Source organism: Alcaligenes sp. Lyrl_28, assembly GCF_051948705.1.
Taxonomy (GTDB): domain Bacteria; phylum Pseudomonadota; class Gammaproteobacteria; order Burkholderiales; family Burkholderiaceae_B; genus Alcaligenes; species Alcaligenes ammonioxydans.
In genome coordinates this window covers 107320-133500 of sequence record NZ_JAYJLG010000004.1, presented here as the reverse complement: position 1 = coordinate 133500, position 26181 = coordinate 107320, and the positions used below count along the sequence as shown (strand labels likewise).

At 57.3% G+C, this 26181-nt stretch carries 22 protein-coding genes; 5 read left to right on the top strand and 17 right to left on the bottom strand.

The window, feature by feature from the left end; genetic code table 11:
* Window positions 1-19 precede the first annotated feature (19 nt).
* From VF694_RS11235 to VF694_RS11220, 4 genes are all read right to left on the bottom strand, one after another.
* Window positions 20-844: a carbon-nitrogen hydrolase family protein gene (locus VF694_RS11235; protein ID WP_003805656.1), complete on the bottom strand. Its 825-nt coding sequence runs from the start codon at window positions 842-844 to the stop codon at window positions 20-22.
* A gap of 22 nt (window positions 845-866) precedes the next feature.
* Window positions 867-1712 carry a serine hydrolase gene (locus VF694_RS11230; RefSeq protein ID WP_003805654.1) on the bottom strand — a complete coding sequence of 282 codons (846 nt, stop codon included), beginning with the start codon at window positions 1710-1712 and terminating at the stop codon, window positions 867-869.
* A 19-nt stretch (window positions 1713-1731) separates the two neighbouring features.
* Complete coding sequence (locus VF694_RS11225) at window positions 1732-3144, bottom strand: hypothetical protein (RefSeq protein WP_003805653.1); 1413 nt, start codon at window positions 3142-3144, stop codon at window positions 1732-1734.
* A gap of 125 nt (window positions 3145-3269) precedes the next feature.
* Window positions 3270-4754, bottom strand: coding sequence for an N-acyl-D-amino-acid deacylase family protein (locus VF694_RS11220; protein ID WP_003805650.1), 1485 nt, complete (start codon window positions 4752-4754; stop codon window positions 3270-3272).
* Window positions 4755-4860: 106 nt separating this feature from the next.
* Here VF694_RS11220 and VF694_RS11215 point away from each other — a divergent pair, with 106 nt between their 5' ends.
* Both VF694_RS11215 and proP read left to right on the top strand, forming a co-directional pair.
* Window positions 4861-5805, top strand: a complete 945-nt coding sequence (locus tag VF694_RS11215; RefSeq protein WP_059318119.1) for a LysR family transcriptional regulator — start codon at window positions 4861-4863, stop codon at window positions 5803-5805.
* 250 nt (window positions 5806-6055) lie between these two features.
* Window positions 6056-7588 carry a glycine betaine/L-proline transporter ProP gene (gene proP, locus VF694_RS11210; protein WP_003805648.1) on the top strand — a complete coding sequence of 511 codons (1533 nt, stop codon included), beginning with the start codon at window positions 6056-6058 and terminating at the stop codon, window positions 7586-7588.
* 186 nt (window positions 7589-7774) lie between these two features.
* Here the strand turns inward: proP and fabG are convergent, their stop codons facing one another.
* From fabG to VF694_RS11195, 3 genes are all read right to left on the bottom strand, one after another.
* The gene (fabG, locus tag VF694_RS11205; protein ID WP_059318118.1) at window positions 7775-8515 is read right to left on the bottom strand and encodes a 3-oxoacyl-ACP reductase FabG; all 741 of its coding nucleotides are present in this window, start codon (window positions 8513-8515) and stop codon (window positions 7775-7777) included.
* A 234-nt stretch (window positions 8516-8749) separates the two neighbouring features.
* On the bottom strand, window positions 8750-9376 hold the full coding sequence (gene ycaC, locus VF694_RS11200) for an isochorismate family cysteine hydrolase YcaC (RefSeq protein ID WP_440164380.1): 627 nt from the start codon (window positions 9374-9376) through the stop codon (window positions 8750-8752).
* Window positions 9377-9532: 156 nt separating this feature from the next.
* On the bottom strand, window positions 9533-10411 hold the full coding sequence (locus tag VF694_RS11195; protein ID WP_059318116.1) for a pirin family protein: 879 nt from the start codon (window positions 10409-10411) through the stop codon (window positions 9533-9535).
* A gap of 108 nt (window positions 10412-10519) precedes the next feature.
* On the opposite strand from VF694_RS11195, the gene VF694_RS11190 reads away from it, so the two are divergent.
* A complete protein-coding gene (locus tag VF694_RS11190; RefSeq protein WP_440164378.1) occupies window positions 10520-11425 on the top strand; it encodes a LysR family transcriptional regulator in 906 nt (301 codons plus the stop codon).
* A gap of 120 nt (window positions 11426-11545) precedes the next feature.
* Here VF694_RS11190 and VF694_RS11185 read toward each other — a convergent pair whose 3' ends face one another.
* From VF694_RS11185 to glmS, 6 genes are all read right to left on the bottom strand, one after another.
* On the bottom strand, window positions 11546-11743 hold the full coding sequence (locus tag VF694_RS11185; protein WP_003805639.1) for a CsbD family protein: 198 nt from the start codon (window positions 11741-11743) through the stop codon (window positions 11546-11548).
* Between the two features lie 54 nt (window positions 11744-11797).
* Window positions 11798-12142 carry a BON domain-containing protein gene (locus VF694_RS11180; protein ID WP_003805637.1) on the bottom strand — a complete coding sequence of 115 codons (345 nt, stop codon included), beginning with the start codon at window positions 12140-12142 and terminating at the stop codon, window positions 11798-11800.
* 470 nt (window positions 12143-12612) lie between these two features.
* Window positions 12613-14430, bottom strand: a complete 1818-nt coding sequence (locus VF694_RS11175) for an NAD(P)-binding domain-containing protein (protein ID WP_440164376.1) — start codon at window positions 14428-14430, stop codon at window positions 12613-12615.
* A gap of 158 nt (window positions 14431-14588) precedes the next feature.
* Complete coding sequence (locus VF694_RS11170; protein ID WP_003805634.1) at window positions 14589-16541, bottom strand: sigma-54-dependent Fis family transcriptional regulator; 1953 nt, start codon at window positions 16539-16541, stop codon at window positions 14589-14591.
* 250 nt (window positions 16542-16791) lie between these two features.
* Complete coding sequence (locus VF694_RS11165; RefSeq protein WP_039944128.1) at window positions 16792-17112, bottom strand: DUF6616 family protein; 321 nt, start codon at window positions 17110-17112, stop codon at window positions 16792-16794.
* Window positions 17113-17638: 526 nt separating this feature from the next.
* Entirely contained in the window at window positions 17639-19465 is a 1827-nt protein-coding gene (gene glmS / locus VF694_RS11160) for a glutamine--fructose-6-phosphate transaminase (isomerizing) (RefSeq protein WP_440164374.1), read from the bottom strand.
* A 201-nt stretch (window positions 19466-19666) separates the two neighbouring features.
* On the opposite strand from glmS, the gene VF694_RS11155 reads away from it, so the two are divergent.
* Window positions 19667-20143, top strand: coding sequence for an Lrp/AsnC family transcriptional regulator (locus VF694_RS11155; protein ID WP_003805628.1), 477 nt, complete (start codon window positions 19667-19669; stop codon window positions 20141-20143).
* Between the two features lie 166 nt (window positions 20144-20309).
* On the opposite strand, the gene VF694_RS11150 is transcribed toward VF694_RS11155, so the two are convergent.
* From VF694_RS11150 to VF694_RS11135, 4 genes are all read right to left on the bottom strand, one after another.
* The gene (locus VF694_RS11150; protein WP_440164371.1) at window positions 20310-21431 is read right to left on the bottom strand and encodes a glycosyltransferase family 4 protein; all 1122 of its coding nucleotides are present in this window, start codon (window positions 21429-21431) and stop codon (window positions 20310-20312) included.
* Window positions 21432-21539: 108 nt separating this feature from the next.
* Window positions 21540-22910: a bifunctional UDP-N-acetylglucosamine diphosphorylase/glucosamine-1-phosphate N-acetyltransferase GlmU gene (gene glmU, locus VF694_RS11145; protein WP_003805147.1), complete on the bottom strand. Its 1371-nt coding sequence runs from the start codon at window positions 22908-22910 to the stop codon at window positions 21540-21542.
* A gap of 26 nt (window positions 22911-22936) precedes the next feature.
* Window positions 22937-23818, bottom strand: a complete 882-nt coding sequence (locus tag VF694_RS11140; protein WP_003805149.1) for a PhaM family polyhydroxyalkanoate granule multifunctional regulatory protein — start codon at window positions 23816-23818, stop codon at window positions 22937-22939.
* A gap of 44 nt (window positions 23819-23862) precedes the next feature.
* Window positions 23863-24690, bottom strand: coding sequence for an NUDIX domain-containing protein (locus VF694_RS11135; protein WP_440164369.1), 828 nt, complete (start codon window positions 24688-24690; stop codon window positions 23863-23865).
* Window positions 24691-24965: 275 nt separating this feature from the next.
* Here VF694_RS11135 and coxB point away from each other — a divergent pair, with 275 nt between their 5' ends.
* Window positions 24966-26126 carry a cytochrome c oxidase subunit II gene (gene coxB, locus VF694_RS11130; RefSeq protein ID WP_301606100.1) on the top strand — a complete coding sequence of 387 codons (1161 nt, stop codon included), beginning with the start codon at window positions 24966-24968 and terminating at the stop codon, window positions 26124-26126.
* The last annotated feature ends 55 nt before the right edge of the window (window positions 26127-26181 follow it).

The window sequence follows — 26181 nt, the reverse complement described above, 5'->3', positions numbered from 1 at the left end:
GGTCGGTTTCAGCACACAATCAAGAGGGAATAGGATACAGATCACCCCGGCGGTGCTGCCAGGCCGGCAGTGATTCGCGCATGCGCTGCACACGAGCGGGGTCCAGATCGGCACAGATATAGCCAGGATGATCCGGCATGCAGGCCAGTACCGTTCCCCAAGGGTCAATAATCATACTGCGACCCAGACAGGGCAGGGCAGGACCAGGCCCCCCAATTTGGGCGGCGGCCAGCACATAGCATTGGTTCTCAATGGCACGGGCACGCAACAGCACTTCCCAATGGTCGCGGCCGGTATGCACATTAAAGGCAGCCGGCACCACCAGGACATTCGCGCCCCGGGCTCGCAAGGTACGAAAGAGCTCGGCAAAGCGCATGTCATAGCAAATGCTCAGACCCAGGTTCAGTTCCCCGACCTGCACATTCTGAACCTCCTCACCAGGACAAAAATCGTCGGACTCGCGGTATTCCAGGCCGTTGACCACCGCATCGTATAAATGCACTTTGCGATACTGAGCCACGATCTGTCCATCGGGCGAGAAAGTCACACTGGTATTGCCCAGGCGAGGATCGTCCGGACGGCGCTCATGCATGGAACCCAGATGAATCCAGGCTCCGGTGCGCCGCGCCAGGCTGGCCATATGCTCGGTTACCAAGCCTGGGATAGGCGTGGCGTTTTGCTGCAGCCATGGCGTATCGCCGCGTACATCGCTGTACTCGGGGGTCACAATGAGTTTTGCCCCGTCCCTGGCGGCGGCCAGCACCCAATGCTCCAGCTGATCCAGATTGGTCTGGCGGTCGCGGCCACTATCCAGCTGAACCAGGGCCACACGTGTCGTAGACATACTTTTATCCTTTCAGCCCGGCTCAGTACTGCAAGGCGCGAGCAGTTTCCAAGGCCAGACGGGACAACACCCCCGCCCCCTGCCCCCCGTAAAGAGACGTGCTGGTGCGCCCGTCCGTAAAGCCATCGGCCATCACCGCCAGCACCACACTGCGCTCACCCATGGTCAAGATTCCGGCATCGTGGCGCAAGCCGGGCAAAGAGCCGGTCTTGTGAGCCAGTTGAGCGATGGAAGGCAAAATTGCCGCAAAATGTCCTCGTTCACGCTGGTCAGCCAGCATGTCCAGACCCTGCTGACGCAGGCTTTCCGGCAAGGCAGGCGAGCCAAGCAGGTAGAGCAAGGTCGAGCAGGCATCCTGGGCGGTAGTCCAGTTGTCTTTACCAGCCTCCCGCGCCTTCATGTCCATCATGTGACGCTGCAACTGGGTCTGCTGCAGGCCAGCCTGCGCGCACCAGGCGTTGATGTTAGCCATGCCCAGCAAGTCGATCAGCGCATTGGTGGCGACGTTGTCGCTCAAAATGATCATCAGCAGGGCCAGCTCACGCAAGCTCAGGCTGGTCACGCCAGGCAACTGGCTCAAAATACCGGTGCCTGGCGTACGGTCTCCCTCGGGCAAGGGATAGACCGTATCCAGCGACAATCTGCCCTGGGCAACCTGTTCCAGCAGACACAGCAGCATGGGCGTCTTGATCAAGCTGGCCGAGGGCATGACGCGCTGCGCATGCCACTCAAACAAGGAGGTACCGTCGGTCGCGTAGACCGCCATCGAAATGCGGGCGGCTTCCTGGGCCAGCACAGGCTCCAGTCTTTCTTGCAGACGCTCACGAACCCGTGGCGCATCCAACAACTCGCTTCCCAAGGCAAACATACACACTCTCCTTCCGCACTCAGACCAAAATCAGGAATAGACCGGCGAACATCAACAAGTTGACGATCATCACCGCCCAGCCGTTATACAACATGTATTTAAGCTGAGTGGAACGCGCCAGCCCCATCTGGCCGAACATATCCGAAGAAGGAAAGGGACCGAACCAGTCAATTTGCGAGCTACCCAGAATGACGGCGGCCGTTGCGGCAGGACCCACGCCAGCTGCTGCCAGGAGGGGGCCAAAAATCTTGGCGGTAAAGGTCATCTGTGCGACGGCGGCTCCCGGAATATGGCCCACCACGTTAAAGGCCACAATCAACATGCACAGTACCGCGCCACTGATGCCGACCAGATACGGTTGTACCGAATCGAGCAAGGCGTGATAGGCATTGAGCTGATCCACCAGCACCAGCACGGGATTGAACAGCCAGAACAAGAAGAAAATCCAGATCAGCTTGCCCGCCCCGGCATACATGGCCTGCAAAATCTCGCGTGGGTTCATGCCGCCGGCCAGACCGGTTGCCGCTCCCAGGGACACCATCACAATAATGGCGTATGCAAAGCCGGCCTTGGAGGCAATACCCACCGCCGCCAGACCCACAATCGTGATGCAGAAAGCCCAGGCTGCACGTACTGCTTTAGGCGACGCCTTGGCATTCACATCAAAAGCCGCCTGGCCTTGCGAGGCTTCTTCGTACTGGAACTGGTCTTTGGTGATTTTCTGGATGCGGCCGGACATGAACCAGCCCGTCAGCAAGGTTGCCGCCGCCATCGGCAGGCCGGCCACCAGCAAATAGTCGGTGTAGCTCAAACCGGTCAGACCCGTTACCGTCACCACATTAGGAGTGAATGGGCCCAGCACCAGACCTGCGGAGCCGGCGCTTTGGAACAAGGCAGCCACGGCGGGGGGAGACAGACGCACGGCCGCGGCAATCGGGATCACCACCGCAGCGATAATGGCGTTACCGCCCGCCAACGTGCCCAGAGCGCCACAGATCAGGGTGGACGCCACCATGATGCCCAAACGCACACGCACCGGATTGGACAAGCCGATACGCTTCACAATGGCTCGCACCAATTGCTCAGCGGCACCCGTACGGGCGGCGACCTCGCCAACCCCGGCGCCCAGCACAATAATCAAACCCACCACCGCAATGAACGAGCCCAGGGACTCGGCCAGCAGTTTACCCATCGCAATCGGCGTCGTGCTGGTCATGATGGCGCCCAAAACAATGGCTCCAATCGTGGCCAACACAATGTCCACACCCAGCAGGGCGATAAGCGCGAACACCACTACCGGCGTCAAGCCCCACAGGGAGCTTTCACCCGGCATGTAAAAATGGGTGTACAAGGCAATCGCCATGCCAATTAAAAACACCACCATGGCTGCATTGCGCTTGCCCGTTGGCATTGCTTGCTGAATGACACTCATGTCGTCTCCTTAACGATCCTTCCTGGCCGGCTTTTCATAAGTCCGGCCTTTGCATGTGATGCAATCACCCTGCCCTGGTTGACGGCCCCAGATCCGGGCAACTGGTTTCTTGTCCGATGCGCCGCTTAAACCGAAATAATCGGCGCATCCAGGCTTTGTGCCTGAGCGGCAAAGGCGCGTTTAAGCACCTGTCCGGGCCGCTGCTCCGGAGCGACAGGATGAACCTGTACACCATTGACAAACACAGTCTGCACACCTTGAGACGGTAAGGTGGGCTGCTCCCAGGTGGCGCAATCTTGCACCGTTTCGGGATTAAACACCACCAGATCCGCCCAGGCGCCGACTTGCAACACGCCGCGGTTTTCCAGCCCGAAAACCGAAGCAGGCAGGGCCGTCATTTTGGCGACCGCCTGCTCCAGGGACATCAGGCCATCTTCGCGTACGTACCGCCCTAAAATGCGCGTAAAACTGCCCCACAACCGAGGGTGGGGATGCGCATCCGCAGGCAATCCGTCCGAGCCCACCATGCAACATGGGTGGCTGAAAATACGCTGGACTTCTTTCTCGTCCATCGCAAAATAAATCGCGCCGGCCGGCAGCAAACGCCGTGCGGCAGTTTCACGGTCGCAGCCCCACTGTTCGGCAATCTCGGCCAGATACAGGCCATTGCATTCCGGGTGAGGCTCGGACCAGGTAATACGAATCTGGTCTATGGTGTGGGCGCGCTCAGGAATCAGGATCGTGGAGCTGCCCGAATAGGGGTAGATATCGAGGGTGGCCTGTACGCCATCGGCGCGCGCTCGATCAATATTGGCCAAGGTCTCACTACTGCGGCCCCAGTTGGCCGGCATCATGCACTTGTGATGCGACACCAGGGTGGCGCACTGCGTCTGGCGGCCTATCGCCAGCACTTCTTCTACCGACTCCTGCACCGTATCGCCTTCATTGCGAATATGACTGGTATGCAAGGAGCCCTGGGAAGCGGCAACACGGGCCAGGCCTTCCAGTTCGGCCGGTTCGGCCATGCAGCCAGGCTCATAGGCCAAGCCAGTACTAAAGCCCACCGCCCCATCCTGCAGAGCCTGGGCCAACAGGGCTTGCATGGCCTGCTGCTCATCGGCGTCAGGCTGAGCGAGCGGGTCCTGCATGACAGCCATGCGCAAATTCGCATGGCCGACCAAGGCTGCCACATTGATCATGGGCGTTAACTGACGCACCGCCTGTGCATACTGCGCCATGTCCTTAAACAAGGGCGAGTCGCCCAGCAAGGCCAAGGCAGCCGCCGAATTGCCGGGCAAGGGAGCCGGAAAGGCGCTGACGCCACAATTGCCAACCACCACCGTCGTAATGCCCTGACTGGTTTTCCAGTCCAGAGCGGGCCGCTCGATGAACATCAAGTCATCATGACCGTGGGTGTCGATAAATCCGGGGGCCACCACATGGCCGCTGGCATCCACCACTTGATCGGCATGCCAGGCGCTCAAATCGCCCAGGGCCACAATACGCCCCGACCGAATACCCACATCACCGCGCCAGCGCGGGGTGGCCAAGCCATCAATAATCCAGCCATTGCTGATCTTGACGTCCAAGCTGCGGTCGTCTGTCTGCATTTACGTCTCCACTTACCCTCCCACAAAAAGGGGAGTTGACCGCATTATCCAAAGGTATTATTAATATGAAAAATTGTTTAAGTTAATTGATCAATCAGAAAATGAAATGGACAGACTTCCCAAGCACATCACGCTCAAGCACCTGAATGCCTTTGTCGCCGTCGCCCAGGAGGCCAGCTTCACCCACGCCGCCCGGCGACTTTTTCAAACCCAGTCCTCGGTCACGGGCCTGATTCAGCAGTTGGAAGTTGCCTTGAATACCACTCTGTTCAATCGCACCAGTCGGCGCGTATCCCTGACGCCTATTGGCCTGGAGTTCCTGCCGCGCATCACGCGATTGCTGGCGGACTTTGATGGGGCCATCAGTGATGTCATGCGTTACGGAGAATTGAAAAGCGGGCGGGTCAGTGTGGCGGCCGCCCCTTCGGCCATCACGGATCTGATTGCACCGGCTGCCGCTCATTTCTCGCAGCAGCACCCTGCGGTACGGCTGTATCTGCGTGATGACAACTCAGGCCGCATTCAGCGCCAGATCGTGGCAGGAGAAATCGACTTTGGTCTGACCAGTCCCTGGGCAGATGTCCAAGGGCTGGACAGTCAACCCCTGCTGGAAGATCAATTCGGCGTGCTCTATCGCAGCGACGACACGCAGATCAAACCCGATGCCAACAACACGGTCAGTTGGTCGGCGCTGGAGGAGCGCAAACTGGTCGGTGTGGTGGACGAAACAGGCATCATGGCAGTGCTGCAATCGCGACCGGATTTACCCATTGAAGCCTCAGCCCCTTTTTATGAAGCGTCCAGCACCACCTCACAAGCGGCGTTGGTACAGAGTGGTCTGGCCATTGCCCTACTGCCGGCCCTGGCCGCTCAACGGGTTCTCATGCCCGGCCTGAGTTTTTCGCTGCTGCAAGCCCCCACACTGGTTCGCACCTTATGCCTGATGTTCCATCAGGAACATGATTTGACACCTGCAGCGGCCGCCTTGGTGGATGAGCTGCGGGCCTATGTGAAAAAAGCAGCATTACCGCCTGGATGCCGCGCTCTGTAAGCATATGCAAATATCATGGGAGGGGCGCCCGGCCTCGGTAACAATAAGGACCGCTAGTCGCGTGCGCAGGATGACGCGACCTGGCCCAGTCTGCTCGACCCTTTCCATGAATAGACGAACAGCAAAGCCGGACGTAGCACCGTTCAGGCTCGCCTGATCACCCTGCCATCATGCCCGTGCTGCTTTCCGGGTGTTGATGGCCCACAAGGCGACCCAGCGCGTCATCGTCCTGCTCACCAGGAGAAGCACCATGACGCAGTCTTCCGCGACCTCCAGCAACGCCAAGCCGCTTCATCTTGACGACATCACCGTCGTAGACAACACCAAGCTCAAAAAAGCCGTGACTGCCGCTGCGCTGGGCAACGCCATGGAATGGTTTGATTTTGGTGTCTACGGCTTTGTGGCCGCCACCTTGGGTAAAGTCTTTTTCCCCGACGCCTCGCCCGCCGTGCAAACCATTGCGGCGCTGGGCACCTTTTCCGTGCCTTTTTTGGTGCGACCATTGGGCGGCGTATTCTTCGGGCTGATGGGGGACAAGTTCGGTCGTCAGAAGGTGCTGTCCCTGACCATCATCATTATGGCGATCAGCACCTTCCTGATAGGCCTGATTCCCTCCTACCTCGCGATTGGTATCTGGGCCCCCATCTTGCTGTTGCTGTGCAAACTGGCCCAGGGTTTTTCCGTGGGCGGCGAATACACCGGCGCCGCGGTCTTTGTGGCCGAATATGCACCTGACCGGCAACGCGGGTTTCTGGGAAGCTGGCTGGACTTTGGCTCCATTGCAGGCTTTGTGCTGGGCGCTGGTCTGGTGGTGTTGCTGCAAACATCCCTGAGCGAAGCCAGTTTTCAGGACTGGGGCTGGCGCATTCCCTTCCTGATAGCCGGCCCACTGGGCATTTTGGGCCTGTATCTGCGCCATGCGGCCGAAGAGACGCCAGCCTTTACCGAGCAACTGGAAAAGATGGAAAAAGAGGACCGTGCCGCCCTGCAAGAGCGCCCGACGATTTCCTTTGGCGAGATCTTCTCCAAATACCGTAAAGCCCTGCTGATCTGTATTGGCATGGTGCTGGTCACCAACATTACCTACTACATGTTGCTGACCTACATGCCGACCTATCTGTCCAGCAGTCTGGGCTATGCCGAAGAACACGGTGTCTTCATTATTGTGGTGGTGATGATCGGGATGCTGTTTGTGCAACCGGTGGTGGGCTTTGTCAGCGACAAGATCGGGCGCAAGCCCTTCTTGCTGGCCGGCAGTCTGGGACTGCTGATCTTTGCCATTCCCGCCTTCCACTTTATTGGCAGCGACAGCAATGTGCAGATCTTTCTGGGACTGCTGATTCTGGCCGTTTTACTGAACTGCCTGACCGGGGTCATGGCCTCTACCCTGCCCGCCCTGTTCCCGACCCGACTACGCTACAGTGCCCTGGCCGCCTCTTTCAATATTGCGATTATTGTGGCGGGCCTGACGCCAACCATCGCTGCGTGGCTGGTGGAGCAAAGCAATAACCTTCTGATCCCTGCCTATTACCTGATGTTTGCTAGTGTCATCGGTTTGATTACGGCCGTGTTCCTGCCTGAAACGGCTAACCGCCCCTTGCGCGGCGATACGCCGACCGCCTCCAACCCCAAGGAAGCCAAAGAACTGCTCCAACAAGCCTACGATCACATCGAGCAAAGCGTCCAGGAGGTGGAAGAAGCCATTGCCAAGGCCGAGGCCGAGTTGGAAAGCCTGAAACAGAAACGCCAAGGTCTGGTGGACCGCCACCCCGAGTTGGATTAAATCCTGTCCCTGCTGCCAAGCCCGTTGGCCCGGGCCGGGAAATCGGCAAACAGTTCTCACGCCGCGGCATCCCCGCTGAAAGCCTGCATCAAAAAACCCGATCCCGTATCCAGGCGGGATCGGGCTTGTAACTTACGCTCCAGGCCTTGGCGGGGCCCCGATTCAGGCGCCGCTGCAGACGCAACATCAAATCGTCAGGCCACCTGATACTTCTAAGGTCGTGCCATTGATAAAGCTGGCCTCGTCCGAAGCCAGGAACGCGTATACATTGGCCACTTCCTCCGGCTTGCCCATACGGCGCAGCCAGCAATGATCGCGAAAGCCTTGCAGCACTTTTTCAGGGATGGATTTCAAAATGTCCGTCTCGATGAAACCAGGGCAAACGGCATTGACGCGAATCCCTTTGGGGCCCAGTTCACGGGCCCAGGTCTTGGTAAACCCAATCACACCAAACTTGCTGGCCGCGTAATTGGTCTGACCATAATTGCCATACAGCCCCACCACACTGGACGCATTGAGGATAGCGCCGCTTTCCTGCTCCAGCATCACCGCGGCCACTGCCTGAGTGAAATTGAATACCGCTTTCAAATTGACATCAATGACATCGTCAAACTGCTGTTCCGTCATGCGCAGCAGCTTGGCGTCTTTGGTGATCCCAGCATTGTTCACCAATACATCGATACGGCCGAACCGATGCTTTACATCCGCCACCATCGCATCAATCTGAGCACGGTCGGTGACATCCACGGTATAGGCCACGACCGTCACGCCCGGGGCGTGTAAGGACTGTGCGGCCGACTCAAGGGCTTGGGCATCCCGGTCACACAAGACCACTACCGCGCCTTCCTGGGCAAACTTTCTGGCCGTTGCCAAACCTATACCGGCTGCCGATCCGGTTACAAGCGCCACCTTATCTTTCAATCGCATTCCAGCTACCTTTTAAAAATCGCTCCACGCTGTCATGCAAACCCAGGTTTTCACAGCATCCCCACAGACCATGGTCTATTTACCCGTTCACACCAGCACCTGGTTTTTTACTCCGTTCGTCCGCCTTCCGCCAGTCAAAATGAGCAAATTTTATCCATGTCTGCCTGCTCCTCGCGGGCGACCAAAACGAAAAAAATGCTGCCCATCAAACTGGGCAGAAGGGCAAACAAACGCTTACTTGCCAGAAGTAAACTTGCTGTGACTGTGGATCAGATTGCGATAGTCAGGAATATGGGCAGAGAACAAGGCACCCAGACCTTCCACATCGTTACGCCAATCGCGGTGTAGCTCGCAGGCCACCCCAAACCAGGTCATCAACTGCGCGCCAGCCGCCGACATGCGATCCCACGCTGCGTGGCGGGTAATTTCATTGAATGTCCCCGAGGCGTCGGTTACCACAAACACATCAAACCCGGCTTGCAGGGCCGACAGGGCCGGAAATGCCACGCACACTTCCGTGACGACTCCCGCAATAATCAGCTGCTTCTTGCCGCTTGCCTCGATAGCCTTGACGAACTCGTCGTTATCCCAGGCGTTGATCTGACCAGGACGTGCGATGTAAGGCGCATCGGGAAAAATTTCTTTCAGTTCGGGAACCAAGGGGCCATTAGGGCCTTCTTCAAAGCTGGTAGTCAAAATCGTGGGCAGCTTGAAGTACTTGGCCAGATCAGCCAAAGCCAGCACATTGTTCTTGAACTTGTCCGGATCAATATCACGGACCAGAGACAGCAGCCCGGTTTGGTGATCGACCAGTAATACAGCGGCCTGGTCTTTATCAAGACGTTTGTAAGGCGTAGTCATCTCAGTTCTCCTTAAGAATGAGTAAGAAAGGGTGGGTGCCAATCCGGCACCCGGCACGGCTAAAGCGCTTCTGGGAAATCGCGCAGCAAAAACAAAGCGTTGAGCTGTTTCAACCCAGCCAGTGAGAGCGGACCGGGCCGCCCTCACCGACCAGCCTTAGGAAGTCGCGCCAGAAGGCATGGAGCCAAAGCGGCCATTGTTAAAATCGTCCATCGCCTGCAAGATTTCCTGCTGGCTATTCATGACAAACGGCCCATGACCCACGATGGACTCATCAATCGGTTGACCACTGATCAGCAAGACCACCGCATCGTTATTGGCTTCCACCATGAACTGGCTACCGGCGCGATCCAGCACTACCAATTGCCCTTCACGCACCACACTTTGCCCATTGACCAGCACCGTGCCGTGCAGAACCACCAAGGCGGCCGTCCAGCCTTGCGGACTTTCCAGCTCGACAATCCCCCCCTGATTCAGGCGCAAATCCCATACATTCATGGGGGTGAAGGTTCTGGCAGGGCCTGTAGCGCCGTCTTTTTCACCGGCAATAATGCGCACCTTGCCGGCAGCATCGGGCAGAGGCACGACAGGGATCTGCTTGTCAGTAATAGCCTGATAACCGGCAGGCGTGCCTTTGTCTTTGGCTGGCAGGTTGACCCACAACTGCACCATCTCCAAGGTGCCGCCCGAACGGGCAAAGGCATCAGAGTGGTACTCCTCGTGCAAGATGCCCGAACCCGCCGTCATCCACTGCACATCGCCCGGTCCGATCGTGCCCCCCTGGCCGGTGGAGTCGTGGTGCGACACTTCCCCCTTGTAGACGATGGTGACCGTTTCAAACCCCCGGTGCGGATGCTGACCTACACCGCGCTTGTGCTCGCTGGGCGCGAACTCGGCCGGGCCGGCATAGTCAAGCAACAGAAAAGGACTCAGCTGTTTTGCGTGCGTGTGGTACGAAAACAGGGAGCGAACGGGAAAGCCGTCGCCCACCCAATGGGGACGGGGCGCACTATAAATACCAAGAATGTTCTTCATGTCCATCTCCTTGTTTCAACATAGGAGACAGAATAAACTCGGAACGATGAAGTCAGTAGCCCCCTAAAACGGTCATCTCTGTTCCATTTATGGAACGATAAAAGCGCTATGCACGATTTAAATGACTTGTACTTTTATGTTCAGATTGTGGATCACGGCGGCTTTGCCCCGGCCGGTCGCGCACTGGGCTTGCCCAAATCCACCCTGAGCCGCCGACTGGCCGCTTTGGAAGAGCGCCTGGGGGTTCGGCTGATACAACGTTCTACCCGGCGCTTTACGGTGACCGAAATCGGCCAGACCTATTACGAACACTGCAAGGCCATGCTGGTAGAGGCTGAAGCGGCACAAGCCGCCATTGAAATGACGCATGCCGAGCCACGTGGCGTGGTACGTCTCAGTTGCCCCATCACCTTGCTGAACGCGCATGTCAGCACGATGTTGGCTGATTTCATGGTCCGCTATCCGCATGTGACGGTTCAGCTGGAGGCCACCAACCGGAAGGTGGATCTCATCGGAGAAGCACAGGATATCGCAATCCGCGTCCGCCCCCCGCCCCTGCAGGACAGTGATCTGGTGATGCGTGTTTTATCCGATCGTAGCCAATGTCTGACAGCCAGCCCGGCGCTGATTGCCCGTTACGGCATGCCCGGTTCGCCGGCGGATCTGGCCGACTATCCCAGCCTGGGCCTGGGTGTGCCTCAGCAAACCCATACCTGGACCTTGTTCGGACCCAATGGAGCGCAAGCCGTACTGCACCACACCCCCCGTCTGATCACGACGGACATGACCGCTCTGCGCGCCGCGGCCCTGGCTGGAGTGGGAATCGTCCAACTGCCTACACTGGTGGTTTGCGATCAATTGGCACAAGGCGCTTTAGTCAAACTGATCCCGGACTGGGCGCCGCGCCGCGAGATCATTCATGCGGTGTTTTCCTCGCGCCGTGGTCAAATGCCTGCCGTACGGGCCCTGCTGGACTATCTGGTCGAACGCTACCAAGCCATGGACGAGGACTAAACGCCATTCTGAGCCTGGCAGGTTTAGAAACCCGGTCATGGAGTGCACGATCGGTTTCAGAAAACAAAAACGCCCTGCATATGCAGGGCGTTTTCTCTGAACGGGCCATCAAGCCGGGGATCAGATGCCGCGATTAAAATCGTGAACCTGCTTTTCAGCCTCTTCACGTGCAATACCGTAGCGCTCCTGAATCTTACCGACCAGATACTCGGTATTGCCCTCGGCAACATCCATATCGTCATTGGTCAGCTTGCCCCATTTCGCCTGAATTTTACCAGTCAGCTGCTTCCATTTGCCTTTAATCGTATCTTCATTCATAGTCGTTCTCCTATTTACAAAGTAATTTCATTACAGAGATTGATCAGGGAATAATTATTCCGGCTTCACTTTCAATCCCGACGAGTCGACTTTCACAACACCTTTCACGCTTTCGGTGGCTGCCACCGCTTTTTTAAGCTCGATTTCGCTAGGCACGGTACCGGTCAATGTTGCAACGCCGTTATTGGTCTCAACAGAGATATCCGTGCTCTTCAAATCCTTGGTACTGGCCAGATCAGCCTTGATCTTGGTGGTAATCCAGGTATCGCTGACGGCTTCGCCCGCTGTTGCGGAATGATCCTGATTAACGGCAGGCTCATTAGCCAGTGCGCCGCCTTGCAGGCCAAAACTCAAAGCCGAGGCCATTAGAAAACTGGATAGGATGGCGGATTTTTTCATAGATTTTCTCCAATATCAGAAAGAGTATTTTTAGAATTAAAAATTCCCTTATCCCTGCTATTAAAAGGAGTCCAATTCAATCAACAAAAATTTCGTTGTTTGCAATGGATGGTTCCACCGTAACATTCCCGACCAGGGCGACAACTACGAAATGCTACAAGCAATTTCCTTATAATAATTTCCCTTCAAATTGCTCAAGGCAGCTTCTTCGACCTGAATAAGCGGGTGTCCCTGACCCTGTTTTTCTGACCCTGTACCAGTTGGCCCCAAACCGCCCTAGCCAGCATCGAGACTGGTTTTCACGTAGGGGACAACGTTGACCAGAAGGCTGTTCGCACGAGCAATAATTTACCCAAGGGCCGGGACGACAACAGACCCTGTCCTGCCCATGGAGAGGCAAGACAGGGCGGATACATAAGGTAAGAAATTTAGCAGTGCCACTAACAAACGCGACACCGTGAGCCGGTCAATTACCGTAAATGATGTACTTGCTGCAGCCCATAGACCTGCACCGGCAAACCCGCTTGACGCGCTTTCAACTGCAAGGCCAGATATTGTGAGTAATGCCGCGACTGGTGCAGGTTGCCACCGTGAAACCACAGATTTGGCTGCTGGGTGGGCTTCCACATATTGCGCTGCTCGCCCTCCCATGGCCCCGGATCTTTCGTGGTTTCCGAACCCAGGCCCCAGCATTTACCCACCCGGTCCGCCATTTCCTGGCCGGCCAGATCCGCTACCCAGCCGTTCATGGAACCGTAGCCCGTGGCGTACACCACCAGATCCGCAGGCAATTGCGTGCCGTCTGTCAGTACCACAGCGTTCTCGGTCAGATGGCTGATGTCGGTCCGGGATTTCAGCTTGATGCTGCCGTCGATGATCAGCTCGCAAGCGCCTACGTCGATGTAGTAGCCCGAAGCACGTCGCAGGTATTTCATGAACAAGCCCGAACCATCGTCACCCCAATCCAGCATGAAGCCTGCCGCCTCCAGCTTCTGGTAGAACTCTGCATCACGCTCGCGGATCTTGTCGTACACAGGAATCTGGAAGTCCGCCATGATGCGATAGGGCAGGGACGCAAAGAGCAAGTCTGCCTTGCGCGTGGTGACTCCCGAAGCCAGCGCCCGTTCAGAATACAGATCTCCCAAGCCGATCTCCATCAAGGAGTCGGACCGCACAATATGGGTGGACGAACGTTGCACCATGGTGACGTCCGCCCCCGCCTCCCACAACGCCGCGCAAATATCGTGCGCCGAGTTATTGGCCCCGATCACGACTACTTTCTTGCCCGCATACGCTTGCGGCCCAGGGTGCTGCGAGGAGTGCTGCTGCTCACCCTTGAACACCTCCTGTCCCTTGATACTGGGCACATTCGCCTTGCCGGACATGCCCGTGGCAAAGACCAGTTGCTGTGGCCGTAGCGTCATGGGCTTGCCATCACGCTCGATCTCCACTTCCCAGGTCTGGCTGGGCTCGTCGTAGCGCACCTTCTTGCACACGGTGCTGCTCCAGTAATTCAGCTCCATCACCTTGACGTACATTTCCAGCCAGTCGCCAATCTTGTCCTTGGGCGCAAAGACAGGCCAGTTGTCGGGGAAAGGCATATAAGGCAGGTGGTCGTACCAGACGGGGTCATGCAGGCACAGAGACTTGTAACGCTTGCGCCAGCTATCGCCGGGTCGAGCATGTTGATCAATGATGAGCGTGGGCACATTCAACTGCCGCAAACGTGCGCCCAGGGCAATGCCGCCCTGTCCGCCCCCAATGACCAATACATAGGGCTGTTCAGACGTACCTAATGTTGCCTGCTCCTGTTGACGACGCTCCTGCCAGGTCTGACGGCCGCGCCGGATGCCGTGCTCGGCCCCCATGGGACGACGCACGCCTAACGGCTCCTCATAGCCTTTCAATTCAGACATGGTGGTCAGAAAGGTCCAGATCTTGCCGTCCTTGACGCGAATATGGCCATAGCCACGCGCCACATCGGTTTCCACATGGAACCAGCCCTCCACCAGACCTTGGCCATCGTCACTGACCGGCTCGGCACTGTCGCGCTCGAACCTGGCTGACACGGTACCTTGTTGCTGCTGCGTCAGCATGTCGCGGATCTGATCGCGCCCCTCCATAGTTCGGATGTTCCAGGTGAACATAACCAGATCACGCCAAAAGCATTCTTCGGCAAACAGGGCTGCCGCATCGTCCGGTGCATTGCTGGCAAGCGCATGGGTCAACTGGTCAAGAACCGTGTCCAACTGTCGCGCAGACGGTTGCAGTTGCTGCTGTGTTTGCATGATTTGTCTCCATATCGTTTTAATGGTGTGCCGGGCTTTTGCCGCCCAGCTATGGAGTACATAGCAAACACCGTGCCAAACCGGGAATGGCTTGTTTTAAAGGGGTATCGCTTGTTTCAAAGCGGTGAAACTGTGCCAGTGGTGACACAGGTGGTGCATCAGGTGTCGCAGCCTGTGTCAGGGGCCGAGTCTTGCTGAGTCAGACCTGCTCGTTTGATATAACGATGCAAGGTGGACCGGCTGATTCCAAGCTGCCGCGCTGCCGCACTGACATTACCGTCGCAGGCCTGCAAAACCTGCCGCCAGGAGGGTTCCCCGGCGCAGATAACTGACGTCGGGCTACTTGTAGATGTGGCCAGACGCCGCTCGCGCAACGCCTCTGGTAAATCCTGTACCTCAATGCAGGAGCCTTCCGCCAAGGCCAGTGCCAGCACCAGTGCATTGTCCAGTTCGCGCAAATTACCTGGCCACTCATACGCTTGCAACGCTTGCCAGGCCTCGGGAGACAAGCCGGGTACATCGCCCTTGTTACGCCGATGCAATATCTGCTGCACCAGCCACTCCAGATCACTGCGCTGACGCAAGGCAGGCAGGGTCAACACCGCCGCATTCAAGCGATACAGCAAATCCGCACGGAAGCGGCCTTGCTCTACCAAGGCGCTTAAATCATGGTGGCTGGCTGAAATCACGCGCAGGTCCACGCGCTTGCTTGTGCGTGCGCCCAAAGGCATGACCTCGGACTCGGCCAGTACTCGCAGCAAACGACTTTGCAAAGCCAGCGGCATGTCGCCAATCTCGTCCAAGAATAGAGTGCCGCCATCAGCCGCCTCGATCAAACCCGTGCGACCTCGTGCAGCACCGCCGGTATACGTGCCAGCTAAATAGCCGAACAATTCGCTTTCAATCAGACTCTCGGGCAAGGCCGCACAATTGACGGCCACAAAACTCCCGCGACGACCACTAGCTGTGTGAATCGCACGTGCCAGATATTCTTTGCCCGAACCCGTCTCGCCCTGCAACAGTACCGGCATTTCCCGCGTTGCCAAACGGGCAGCTTTCAGCAGCATGGACTGCATGGCCGCATCCGTGCCTGCCAAGCCTCGCAATGCCTGTGGCAAGGCCGCATCCACGGCTGCCCCATCCATCCCCACAGACCGATTGTTCAATACACGCCTGGGCTCAATGGCATGGGCAAACAGCACACTCCCATCCCGGGCCATGACGACTCGCTCCTGCGTGGGGCGATAGCGCATCAAGGTCGGTAACTGATCCACTTCCAGATGCAGAAAGCGCATCAAACTCTGCCCCAGCAAATCCGCAGGATTACGCCAGTCCACCCCCGCTGCCCGCGCCAGAATTCGGGCACCCGTATGCGTCATGCCCTTGATACGGCCAGAGCCATCAATCGCAATAGCCGCTTCCGGATCAATATCCAGAAACTCCGGCGACTGCGACAAACATAGAATCCATTCCTGACGGTGGCAGGCCATCAAATTAGCCAATTCAATACGACGGGTCGCCGCATTGGCAAGGTGCAGGGCCAAGCCCTGGCTGGCCTTGGCCTCCGGCGACTGCAACAAGGACAAATCCAGTACTGCGGCCAGCTTGCCGTCATAGTGATAGATAGGCGCCGCCGTGCAGGATAAAGGCGCATGCATATGATCGAAATGATCATTTTGATGAATGGTCAGGGCCTCGCCCGTGTGCAGGCAAGTGCCCACCGCGCACGTTCCCGCACGCTCTTCAGACCATTCCGAGCCCATATACAGGCCGGCCTGCCGCAAGGCATCGCGCTGGCCTTCCGAACCCAGAAAATCCACCGTAACGCCCTTGTTATCGGACAACAGCAGTACGTAATTGAGCCCGGACACCTGTTGATAAAGACGCTCCAGCCCGGAGCGCGCAATATTGATCAGGGCTTCGGACTGTTGACGGTGCTCACGCAGCTGGGAATCGGGCACGATATAGGCCTCGCAAGCCTGTGCCGGGTCCAGCCTGTGATGCTCAATACACCGCCGCCAGCTATGGACCACAGCCTGATCGCGCCGGGACAGGCTGCCCTGCCAAACAGCCGTGATCTCTTGGACGTGTGCCACATGTGAAGACTGCATAGTTGCGCTCATCCCGAAAACAGACCACCCCCGGGCGGGCGCGGCCTCTCTTCCAGTGTGCCGCCATGCTTAGCTGCCGTACATGGAGGTTTTCCTTGAGATGCGGTGCAGCAAATGAAGTGATTGCCTTCCTTTCTTTCCCGATCAAGCCATCAGTGGCATGGGCTCGTAACCAGGCTCCATGCCTACACCACATAGATAGCCGGCACCGAGAGCCGGAAAAACAAGCAACTCGTGCCCTACCACTCCATCAAACATTCGCCAGATCAAGCAGGTGTTGAGCAAACTCACCCTGCGCGCCCGCCGCGTTTATGTGATCGAAGTACTCATACCAACCGCTGGCTTGGATACCCGCCAGCAGAGCCTGGCAAGCCCGCTGATCCGGGAAGCGCCACACACCCATAAAGTGATGGCTGCTGGCTTGATCGATATGAGGCTCCGTAACGCTCAGGGTCAGAACCTCAATACCCTGGCTGGATAAACCAGCCATTGCCTCTTGCAGCCCGGCCAGAAAGTGTTGGCGCTGCTGCCCAGACATCGCTTTCCAAGACCTGCTCGCTAAGCTGAGCAGACAACACGACGCGGATGCATTACCACCCCAGCATCAGCACCTGCACACGCATCCGGGGCAAAGACTTTTCACGCTCGTAACTCTGAGCGCCAACCATTTAGTTAGATTACTAATCTTGTAGTTTGATTATAAATCCCGCAAGCAATTCAAAGCTGTGAAAAAGCCCGAATTCAGCTTTACGCCAAATCCGGGCCTTGAGTCTCACCTTGTCAGCCTGTACGACACCTTACAGCTTCCCCCGTGCATTCCTTGTAAACGAGATACGTCCCAGACACTGTTTGATCTTTTTGACTTTGCCGTGACTCACATCCTTCCGGAACACGTGCAAGGTATGTTCTGCCGGGATATAGACCCTGTTGTCAGGGGGCAGAGCCAGATCCATTATTTACAGCGGCTTAGCGGTAAAGCCTACTCTCACTCATGAGGCATGTTTCTCGATAAAAACCGACCACAAACGGCCATCCGAAACGAAATACCAAAAGAGCCGCCGCAGCGGCTCTTCATTTTTGGCACCTTGAATCAAGGTTTATTCGACGGTCACACTCTTGGCCAGATTCCGTGGCTTATCCACGTCCGTGCCGCGCGAGCAAGCCGTGTGATAGGCCAGCAATTGCAGGGTCACGGTGTGCAGGATAGGGGACAGTTTGCCGTAGTGCTCTGGCATACGGATTACATGCACACGTTCACTGCTGCCGATACGGGTATCGGCGTCGGCAAACACATACAGCTCACCCCCACGAGCATGGACTTCTTCAATATTGGATTTCAGCTTTTCCAGCAACTCATCGCGTGGAGCGATAGTGACCACGGGCATGGCTTCGGTGACCAGGGCCAGCGGGCCATGTTTCAGTTCACCGGCCGGATAGCCTTCAGCGTGGATGTAGCTGATTTCTTTCAGCTTCAGCGCACCTTCCATGGCGATGGGGTAATGCATGCCACGGCCCAGGAACAAGGCGTTTTCCTTGCTGGCAAAACGGTCCGCCCAGGCCATGATTTGCGGCTCCAGAGCCAGCACGGCCGCGATAGCGGTAGGCAAGTGACGCAAGGCTTTCAGGTAGTCGCCTTCCTGCTCCTGATTCAGGTGGCCCTTGACCTGCGCCAGTGCGATGGTCAACAGAAACAAGGCCGTCAGCTGAGTCGTGAAGGCTTTGGTGGAAGCCACGCCAATTTCAACGCCAGCACGAGTGATATAGGACAGCTTGCACTCGCGCACCATGGCACTGGTGGCTACGTTGCAGATGGTCAAGGTCTGCTCCATGCCCAGACTTCGGGCATGCTTCAAGGCAGCCAGCGTGTCAGCCGTTTCGCCGGACTGGGAAATAGTCACGACCAGCGTGCGCGGATTAGGAACGCTGTCGCGGTAGCGGTATTCGCTGGCAATTTCCACGTTGACGGGGATTTTGGCCAGCGATTCGATCCAGTAACGAGCAGTCAGACCAGCATAGTAGCTGGTGCCACAAGCCAGAATCAGCACATTGTCAATGTCCTGGAACACCTTGTAGGCCTGATCGCCAAACAGCTCGGGGGTGACGCTTTCGATATCTTGCAAGGTGTCACCCACCGCGCGGGGCTGCTCAAAGATCTCCTTTTGCATAAAGTGACGATAGGGGCCCAATTCAGCCGCAGCGGTGTGCAAATGAACGGTGTGGACGGGACGGTCTACAGAGCGCCCCTCCTTGTCCATGATCCATACTTTACTGATTTGCAAATCAATCACGTCACCGTCTTCCAGATAAATGATCTGATCGGTCGTTCCGGCCAGTGCCAGCGCATCCGAGGCCAGAAAGTTCTCGTTCTGACCCACACCCACCACCAGGGGCGAGCCGTGGCGCGCGCCCACCACACGGTGCGGTTCATCCTGACAGAACACCGCAATCGCATAAGCGCCGGTCAAACGGCGAATAACCTGCTGCACAGCCTCGAACAGATCACCGTTGTACAGGTGGTCAATCAGGTGAGCGATCACTTCGGTGTCGGTCTGGCTCTCGAACACATAGCCTATGGCTTGCAGCTCGGCGCGCAGCTCGTCGTGGTTTTCAATGATGCCGTTATGCACCAGCGCAATGCGGGCCTTACCTTTGCCCGAAAAATGCGGGTGTGCATTATGAGTAGCCGGCGCGCCATGGGTTGCCCAACGGGTATGAGCAATGCCGGTAAAGCCTTGCAGATGGTCTGCCTTAACCTGTTCTTGCAGCTCGGCCACGCGCTGAGTACTGCGCGCCCGCAACAACAGGCCCTGCGCATGAACAGCAACGCCACAAGAATCGTAGCCCCGGTACTCCAGACGTTTCAGACCTTCCAGCAGCACGGGAACAATATCGCGTTGCGCCACAGCGCCAACAATTCCACACATAGCCAACTCCTGTTCATGGCCCCTTTCGGTCGGCCGACTAATTAATGCAATCTGCTTATTCTGATCTGAAACACAAAAAATTTTATGTCTATTTTTCTTTTGAAATGAATTAAAATTTCAATTAATAATAAAAATAAAATAAATAAATAAAAATTCTGATTTTATGGAATTTTATTTCAATACGATTAGATAAACATTGTCATGATTGAACTAGACGAGCTGGATTTACGCATTCTGGAGCAGCTGCAAAATGATGCTTCCATCAGCAATCAGGAACTGGCTTTGCTCGTGCATGCCTCTCCCCCAACCTGTTTGCGGCGAGTGCGTCGTTTAAGTGAACAAGGGGTGATTCGCAGGCAGGTCGCCTTGCTGGACCCGGAGCAACTGGGCTCCAGTTTGACGGCGATTGTGGAGATTACGCTGGACCGTCAGGGTGAAGAATATTTGCAGCAGTTCGAGCGCCTGATGGCCCCCGAAGCGGCGGTGACGCAGTGCTATCGCGTCTCAACCGGGGTGGATTTCATTGTGATTTTGCAAGTCAGCGATATGACGGCCTATCACAAGCTGGCTCATGCCCTGTTCACCAGCCAGGCGAACATACGTAATATCCGCAGTTTTTTTTCCATTCATCAGGCCAAATTCGAAACACGTGTACCGTTGCCTGCACCCAAAATCTGAGCCAGACCAACTTTTAGAGCCGAAACGCCACCAGCCGTGAATAAGATACGAACGGCGGGCGATGGCGATGGCGATGGCGATGGCGATGGCAGGTATTAAAACATGCGTCAGGACCCGCACAAGCGCAGCGTGTGGAACGCGCAAAAACCGCGTGAATCAGCCGCGCTCAGGTTTGCACACGTTGCAGTACCAGTTGTTGATACAAACGCAAATAACGCTGCACCATAACGGCAGGGTCATGCTCCTGCTGCACCCAGCGTTGCGCCAGCGCGGCTTGTTGACGCGCTGCTGCCGGATTGCTCAAGATGTCATCCAAAGCCTGAGCAATAGCCTGTGCGTTCCCGACCGCACATAACTTCCCACGTCCATTACCCAGCAACTCCGTCAAGCCGCCTGCCATCGTGGCAGTGACCGGCACGCCATACACAAACGCATCCAGCACACTGGACCCGAGCGCTTCATGCCGGGAACTGAGGACAAAGCCATCCATCAGACGGTAAGCCTGTTCGGGGCGGGCTTCAAAACCGCTCAGCTTATAGCAAGACTCCAGACCTAATTGCGCAATCAAATCCTGTGCCGCCGCGGACTCGGAGCCGGGCGCACCAAAATGCAGAAACACAAAGTCCTGGCGACGCTGAGACAGGGCGTGAACCGCCCGAATCAGAGTCAAGGGGTCCTTCTCGGCCGACAATGCAGCCATCGTCCCCAGAACACGCAGTCCATTTGGGTTCCAGCGCTGACGCAAGTGGTTCACATAGGCCTCATCCGACGCCACATACTCAATGGCGCTGGGAATCACCTCGACAGACACACCCAGACGTCGCGGCTCTGCCGCCGCTGCCTGGCTGATGGCAACCAGCCGGTCCGCCTTGCGCCATTTCCAGCGCGTCCGGCGCTCTTTCACGCTCAAGGGACTGCTTGACTGTCGCCCACCACTACGTTGTTCGATACGTTTGCGGTCAACGGGAAAAGCCGTGCGCCGTGTAAAAACAAGCCGCTTGGGCAGCCAGAAATGCAATAAGGCCAACCAGCTCATGCAGGACGCGGTTTGGGAATGGACGATGTCAAAACCACGTCCATGCACCAGCAGATAGCGCAGCGCGGCACCCACAGAGGCGCATTCCACCACACTCAACCCCTGTTCCTTGGCCCGAGCAGCCAGTGCTTCACCGCGCCGGGCCAAGAGGCTGACCTGATGGCCTGCCTGCTGCATCTGCTGGACGCTCAGCAAGGTTTGCCGTTCGCCACCGCGCCAACCGCGCTCGAAATTAAGCTGCAAAATGCGCATGGCATTGATCCAGGGTCAATCCGTTGGAGCCGGGTATGCCCGACGTACGCATTGCCTCCCTGCCCTTGTCAGGCAAAGCCAGGGAGGTCAAAGATGGGCTGACACCCATCAGGACTTACGAACGGGGCGCTTCCAGCCGGACACGCTGCGCTGTTCCGAACGCGACAAGGTCAGCTGATCATCCGGCGCATTGCGCACCAGGGTCGTACCCGCGCCAATTGTTGCGCCTCGGCCTACGGTCACCGGAGCCACCAACTGCGTATCCGAACCGATGAAGGCATCGTCACCAATCACGGTACGGAATTTGTTCACGCCGTCGTAATTGCAGGTGATGGTGCCTGCACCAATGTTCACGCGCTGGCCCACATCGGCATCACCGATATAGGCCAGATGATTGGCCTTGGAGCCCTCGCCCAGCTGGGTGTTCTTGATTTCCACGAAGTTGCCCACGTGGGTGCGATTGGCCAGAACAGCACCAGGACGCAGGCGGGCGTAAGGGCCGATACGGGCGTCTTCGCCTACCTGGGCTTGCTGCAGATGGCTGAAGGCCTCGATCTGGGTACCGGCGCCGATAGTCACGTCACGCAGCACGCTGTGCGGGCCCACGCGCACGCCATCCTGCAGCACAACCTTGCCTTCAAACACGCAACCCACATCAATGAACACATCACGACCGCATTCCAGGGTGCCGCGCACATCGAAGCGAGCCGGGTCAGCCAGTGTCACGCCTTTTTCCAGCAAGCGACGAGCCTGCTCGGCTTGCCACAAGCGTTCCAGTTCGGCTTGTTGAATACGGCTGTTCACCCCCAGGGTTTCCCACCCAGCCGCCGGCTGGGCCGCCTGCACCGACACGCCATCGGCCACCGCCAAGGCGATGATGTCGGTCAGGTAATACTCGCCCTGAGCGTTATCATTCGTAATACGGGTCAACCAGTCTTTCAGACGGGCCGTAGGAGCAACCAGAATACCGGTATTCACTTCTTTTACGGCACGTTCAGCTTCATTGGCATCCTTATGTTCCACAATGCGCTGCACGGAACCGTCCGCACCCCGAATGATGCGACCGTAGCCGGTGGAATCGGCCAGTGTTTCAGTCAACACGGCCACGCCTTGGCCACGTGCCTGCAGCAAGCGGCGCAAGGTGTCGGCCTGAACCAGAGGGACGTCGCCGTATAGCACCAGAGTGGCATCATCGTCCTTATCGCCACCGACCAGCTCCGGCACAGCCTGTTGCACCGCATGGCCCGTACCGTGCTGGGGTTGCTGCAGGGCAAAGGCCAGCTCGGCCTGGGCGAAGGTTTGCTGAACGCGCTCGGCGCCATGACCTACCACGACCACAACTTTTTCCGGCTCCAGTTCACGTGCGCTGTCGAGCACGTGGGCCAGCATGGATTTGCCAGCGATAGGATGCAGTACTTTGGGCAGGTCAGACTGCATACGCTTGCCCATGCCTGCTGCCAGAATCACGATATTAAGCATAAAAATTTACCTACTAGGTTGGTCGATCAGTTCTTTTTGGTACTGCGTGTAGTGCTGCGCGTGGCGGTTTTTTTAGCCGCCGTTTTGGTGGCCACCTTGGCCGCGCTTTTAGTGGCTGCTTTCGCGGACGGTTTTACGGTCCTGGCCGCGGCCGGAGCACTGGTTTTGGCAGAAGTATGGGCATTGGCAGCCGCCGGTTTAGCGGGCTTTGACGAACCAGCCGGTTTAGCCTTGCTTGCCTGCTGACGATAGTTTTCCACCTGCTGCATCGAGGCAGCGGTAGCCGTGGCCATGGCATCAAACTGCTGTTGCAACATGTTCCACCAGGCTTGGGCAGCGGGATTGCCTGCACCTGCGTCGGCGTCCTGCTGAGCGCCAGGCTGTTTGTCGCCGGGGCTGTTCTGGCTGGCAGCCGCTTCAGACTGGGGCGGCGAGGACGGTGACGGCATGGATGCAGGCTGCGCTGCCGTGTGCGAACCAGTCTCAGGTGGGCAGGCCTGCGCCTTGGCCTCTGCCACACTGCTCGCTACTCCCGCCGCTCCCGCAGCCAGAGGATTAAAAGCCATGAAGGCCTCAAAGGGATTTTTCCCGCCAGCCGCCTGCGTCCCTTGCTGGGCCATGGTCTTGATGGCCGCCAGGGTGGAGCGCTGAATCTCCAGGCCCTGAATGGTGGTGCTCAACATGGACAGGTTTAACTGCAACCAGCTTTCCACGGCACGCAAGTCACGAATGCGGCGGTCCAGATCATCGGGGGACAGACTAGGCATCATGCCAGAGCTCACGTCACCTGCCCCACCGCCTGCCATGTTTTTCCAGGCTTGGGCCATCATGTCCATGCTACGTAGCAAGGGGTTGTTGCTGCCGCCCAGGGCATTGAAATCAGGTATACCAAAAGGATTCGGGTTCATGCTTAGCTCCCATGGGGTTGATGGCTGCCCGGCGTATCCCAGGCTCAGGCCAACTGTTCCAGATGCTGCTTGATGCTGTCAATCAGCACCACTTGCGCTTCCAGGGTGAACATGTCTGCTTCTATCATTTGCCAGGCTTCATCCAGCGTCAATAAGCGAAATTCACTAACCTCGCCGTCCATATTGCAGGGCCGTACCTCGTCAGCCAGCACGCAGTCACTGACCAGGGCATTTTCCACCTGATAGCCTTCAGGCAGCCGACGGTGCATGCGCAAGGACACACGCAAAGGGCTGCTATGGGCCAGCACCGACTCTGGCAAACCAGCCTCTTCGTAGCTTTCACGAATCAGGGATGTCTGCAGCGACTCTCCACTGACCGCCAGTCCGCCCACCAGCGTATCCCACATGTTCGGGTCTGTGGATTTGGTTGGGGAACGGCGCGCGGCCCAGATACGGCCATCCGTGGACCAGCCATTCAAATGCACTGCCTGCGTGAGAAACCCCAAGGGCCGCACCGCACCACGCTCAATACGGGACAGGCATTGCCCTTCACCGACCACATCCAGCAGCTCATCACGCCAGGCCCGGATGCAGCCGCCTTCCTGCAAACGCAAGGCAACCTGATCCAGGACCTGAGCCAGGCTCAGGTCCTGGCTCGGGCAATCGCTCAGACGCAAGACATCCTCTTCAATCGTCACCCCCGGCAGGGGCTCGATGCAACGGGCGGCCTTGGGCGTGATCCAGCCGGCAACACGCCCGTCAACCGTGACTGGGCGGCTGCCCGGCGGGGGCAGTTGTTGCAGCTGACTGGTCAGGCTGAGCATGCGCTGTCGCAGGGCCTGAGTAAGCGATCGGTTTTGGAACAAAGTCATAGTCGGCGATTGTAATTCAAGCCTTGACCCATTACGGCTTTTGTAGCGTTTAGTCCAACCTTGTCTTCTAGGGACATACCCTGCCCTTGAAGGCTAAAGCAAGTTCTATATAATTTCCGTGAACAGATAAGCGACTAAAAACTTCGAGCGGGCCAGCACTTAGCTGCTACAAGCCCGCCACTGCAACACCGCAGTTTCTTCCAGCGTTGGATTTTTCGGAGCGTTGACGCAGCCGAACCCCGGTTTGGCATGGCAACACCAAAAGAGGGACAACAATGAAGATGTGGAGAAGTTTATTTGCTCTGACCGCCTGTTCGATGGCAGGTCCTAGCCTGGCTCAGACCACCAATATGGAAGGTGGACCCCGTGTCAATCAGCTCAATTTGCCCAATGGGGTCACCCCCATAGCCCAGGACATCGCCTGGCTGCACTGGATGATGCTGATTATCTGTACCATCATCTTCATTGGCGTGTTCGGCGTGATGTTCTACTCCATCATCCGGCACCGCAAGTCCAAGGGCGCCATTGCGGCACGCTTTCACGAGCATCTGGGTGTCGAGGTTGCCTGGACAGTCATTCCCTTTTTGATTGTGATCGGCATGGCCCTGCCCGCCACCAAAACCGTGGTGGCCATGAAAGACACCAGCAGTGCGGATCTGACCGTCAAGGTCACCGGCTATCAGTGGAAATGGGGCTACGAATATCTGGACGGCCCAGCCAGCGGCGTCAAATACCTGTCCAACCTGTCCACCCCCCGTGCCCAGATCGAAGGACGCGAGCCCATCGGGCCCAACTATTTGATGGAAGTAGACAAGCCCCTGGTCGTTCCTGTGAACAAGAAAGTGCGTGTCATGCTGACCGCAGAAGACGTCATTCACTCGTGGATGGTGCCCGAATTCGGTGTCAAGCAAGACGCCATTCCCGGCTTTTTGCGTGATACCTGGTTCCGTGCAGACAAGGTGGGTATTTACCGTGGCCAATGTGCCGAGCTGTGCGGCAAGGACCACGCCTATATGCCCATCGTCGTGCAAGTGATGGAGCAGGATGATTACAACCGGTGGGCCAAAGAGCAGACCGACCTGCTCACTGCCCAGGCCGATGACCCCAACAAGGACTGGAGCAAAGACGAGCTGATCGAACGTGGTCAACAAGTCTTTGCGCAAAACTGCGTCGCGTGTCACCAGGCCAATGGCAAAGGCGTACCCGGCACCTTCCCGGCGTTGGAGGGCAACACGAAGTTTGTGCTCGCTCCCATGAAAGGTCAGATAGACACCGTGCTCAATGGCCATCCCGGCACGGCCATGGCTGCCTTTCGCGATCAGCTCAATGATGTGCAGATTGCCGCGGTCATCACCTACACACGCAACGCCTGGGGCAACGCAGACAAAGGGCCGGACCCTGTCGTCACGCCCGCCGACGTCAAGGCACAGCGCTGATTTAGCGCCCGTCGCCCATCACACCATCAATCTATCCCTGACTACGGCCAGGGGG

Bases quoted from the DNA above. Each gene is read 5' to 3' on its own strand.
- VF694_RS11235 (WP_003805656.1), bottom strand. From the start codon at position 844: ATGTCTACGACACGTGTGGCCCTGGTTCAGCTGGATAGTGGCCGCGAC.
- VF694_RS11230 (WP_003805654.1), bottom strand. From the start codon at position 1,712: ATGTTTGCCTTGGGAAGCGAGTTGTTGGATGCGCCACGGGTTCGTGAG.
- VF694_RS11225 (WP_003805653.1), bottom strand. From the start codon at position 3,144: ATGAGTGTCATTCAGCAAGCAATGCCAACGGGCAAGCGCAATGCAGCC.
- VF694_RS11220 (WP_003805650.1), bottom strand. From the start codon at position 4,754: ATGCAGACAGACGACCGCAGCTTGGACGTCAAGATCAGCAATGGCTGG.
- VF694_RS11215 (WP_059318119.1), top strand. From the start codon at position 4,861: ATGGACAGACTTCCCAAGCACATCACGCTCAAGCACCTGAATGCCTTT.
- proP (WP_003805648.1), top strand. From the start codon at position 6,056: ATGACGCAGTCTTCCGCGACCTCCAGCAACGCCAAGCCGCTTCATCTT.
- fabG (WP_059318118.1), bottom strand. From the start codon at position 8,515: ATGCGATTGAAAGATAAGGTGGCGCTTGTAACCGGATCGGCAGCCGGT.
- ycaC (WP_440164380.1), bottom strand. From the start codon at position 9,376: ATGACTACGCCTTACAAACGTCTTGATAAAGACCAGGCCGCTGTATTA.
- VF694_RS11195 (WP_059318116.1), bottom strand. From the start codon at position 10,411: ATGAAGAACATTCTTGGTATTTATAGTGCGCCCCGTCCCCATTGGGTG.
- VF694_RS11190 (WP_440164378.1), top strand. From the start codon at position 10,520: ATGCACGATTTAAATGACTTGTACTTTTATGTTCAGATTGTGGATCAC.
- VF694_RS11185 (WP_003805639.1), bottom strand. From the start codon at position 11,743: ATGAATGAAGATACGATTAAAGGCAAATGGAAGCAGCTGACTGGTAAA.
- VF694_RS11180 (WP_003805637.1), bottom strand. From the start codon at position 12,142: ATGAAAAAATCCGCCATCCTATCCAGTTTTCTAATGGCCTCGGCTTTG.
- VF694_RS11175 (WP_440164376.1), bottom strand. From the start codon at position 14,430: ATGCAAACACAGCAGCAACTGCAACCGTCTGCGCGACAGTTGGACACG.
- VF694_RS11170 (WP_003805634.1), bottom strand. From the start codon at position 16,541: ATGCAGTCTTCACATGTGGCACACGTCCAAGAGATCACGGCTGTTTGG.
- glmS (WP_440164374.1), bottom strand. From the start codon at position 19,465: ATGTGTGGAATTGTTGGCGCTGTGGCGCAACGCGATATTGTTCCCGTG.
- VF694_RS11155 (WP_003805628.1), top strand. From the start codon at position 19,667: ATGATTGAACTAGACGAGCTGGATTTACGCATTCTGGAGCAGCTGCAA.
- VF694_RS11150 (WP_440164371.1), bottom strand. From the start codon at position 21,431: ATGCGCATTTTGCAGCTTAATTTCGAGCGCGGTTGGCGCGGTGGCGAA.
- glmU (WP_003805147.1), bottom strand. From the start codon at position 22,910: ATGCTTAATATCGTGATTCTGGCAGCAGGCATGGGCAAGCGTATGCAG.
- VF694_RS11140 (WP_003805149.1), bottom strand. From the start codon at position 23,818: ATGAACCCGAATCCTTTTGGTATACCTGATTTCAATGCCCTGGGCGGC.
- VF694_RS11135 (WP_440164369.1), bottom strand. From the start codon at position 24,690: ATGACTTTGTTCCAAAACCGATCGCTTACTCAGGCCCTGCGACAGCGC.
- coxB (WP_301606100.1), top strand. From the start codon at position 24,966: ATGAAGATGTGGAGAAGTTTATTTGCTCTGACCGCCTGTTCGATGGCA.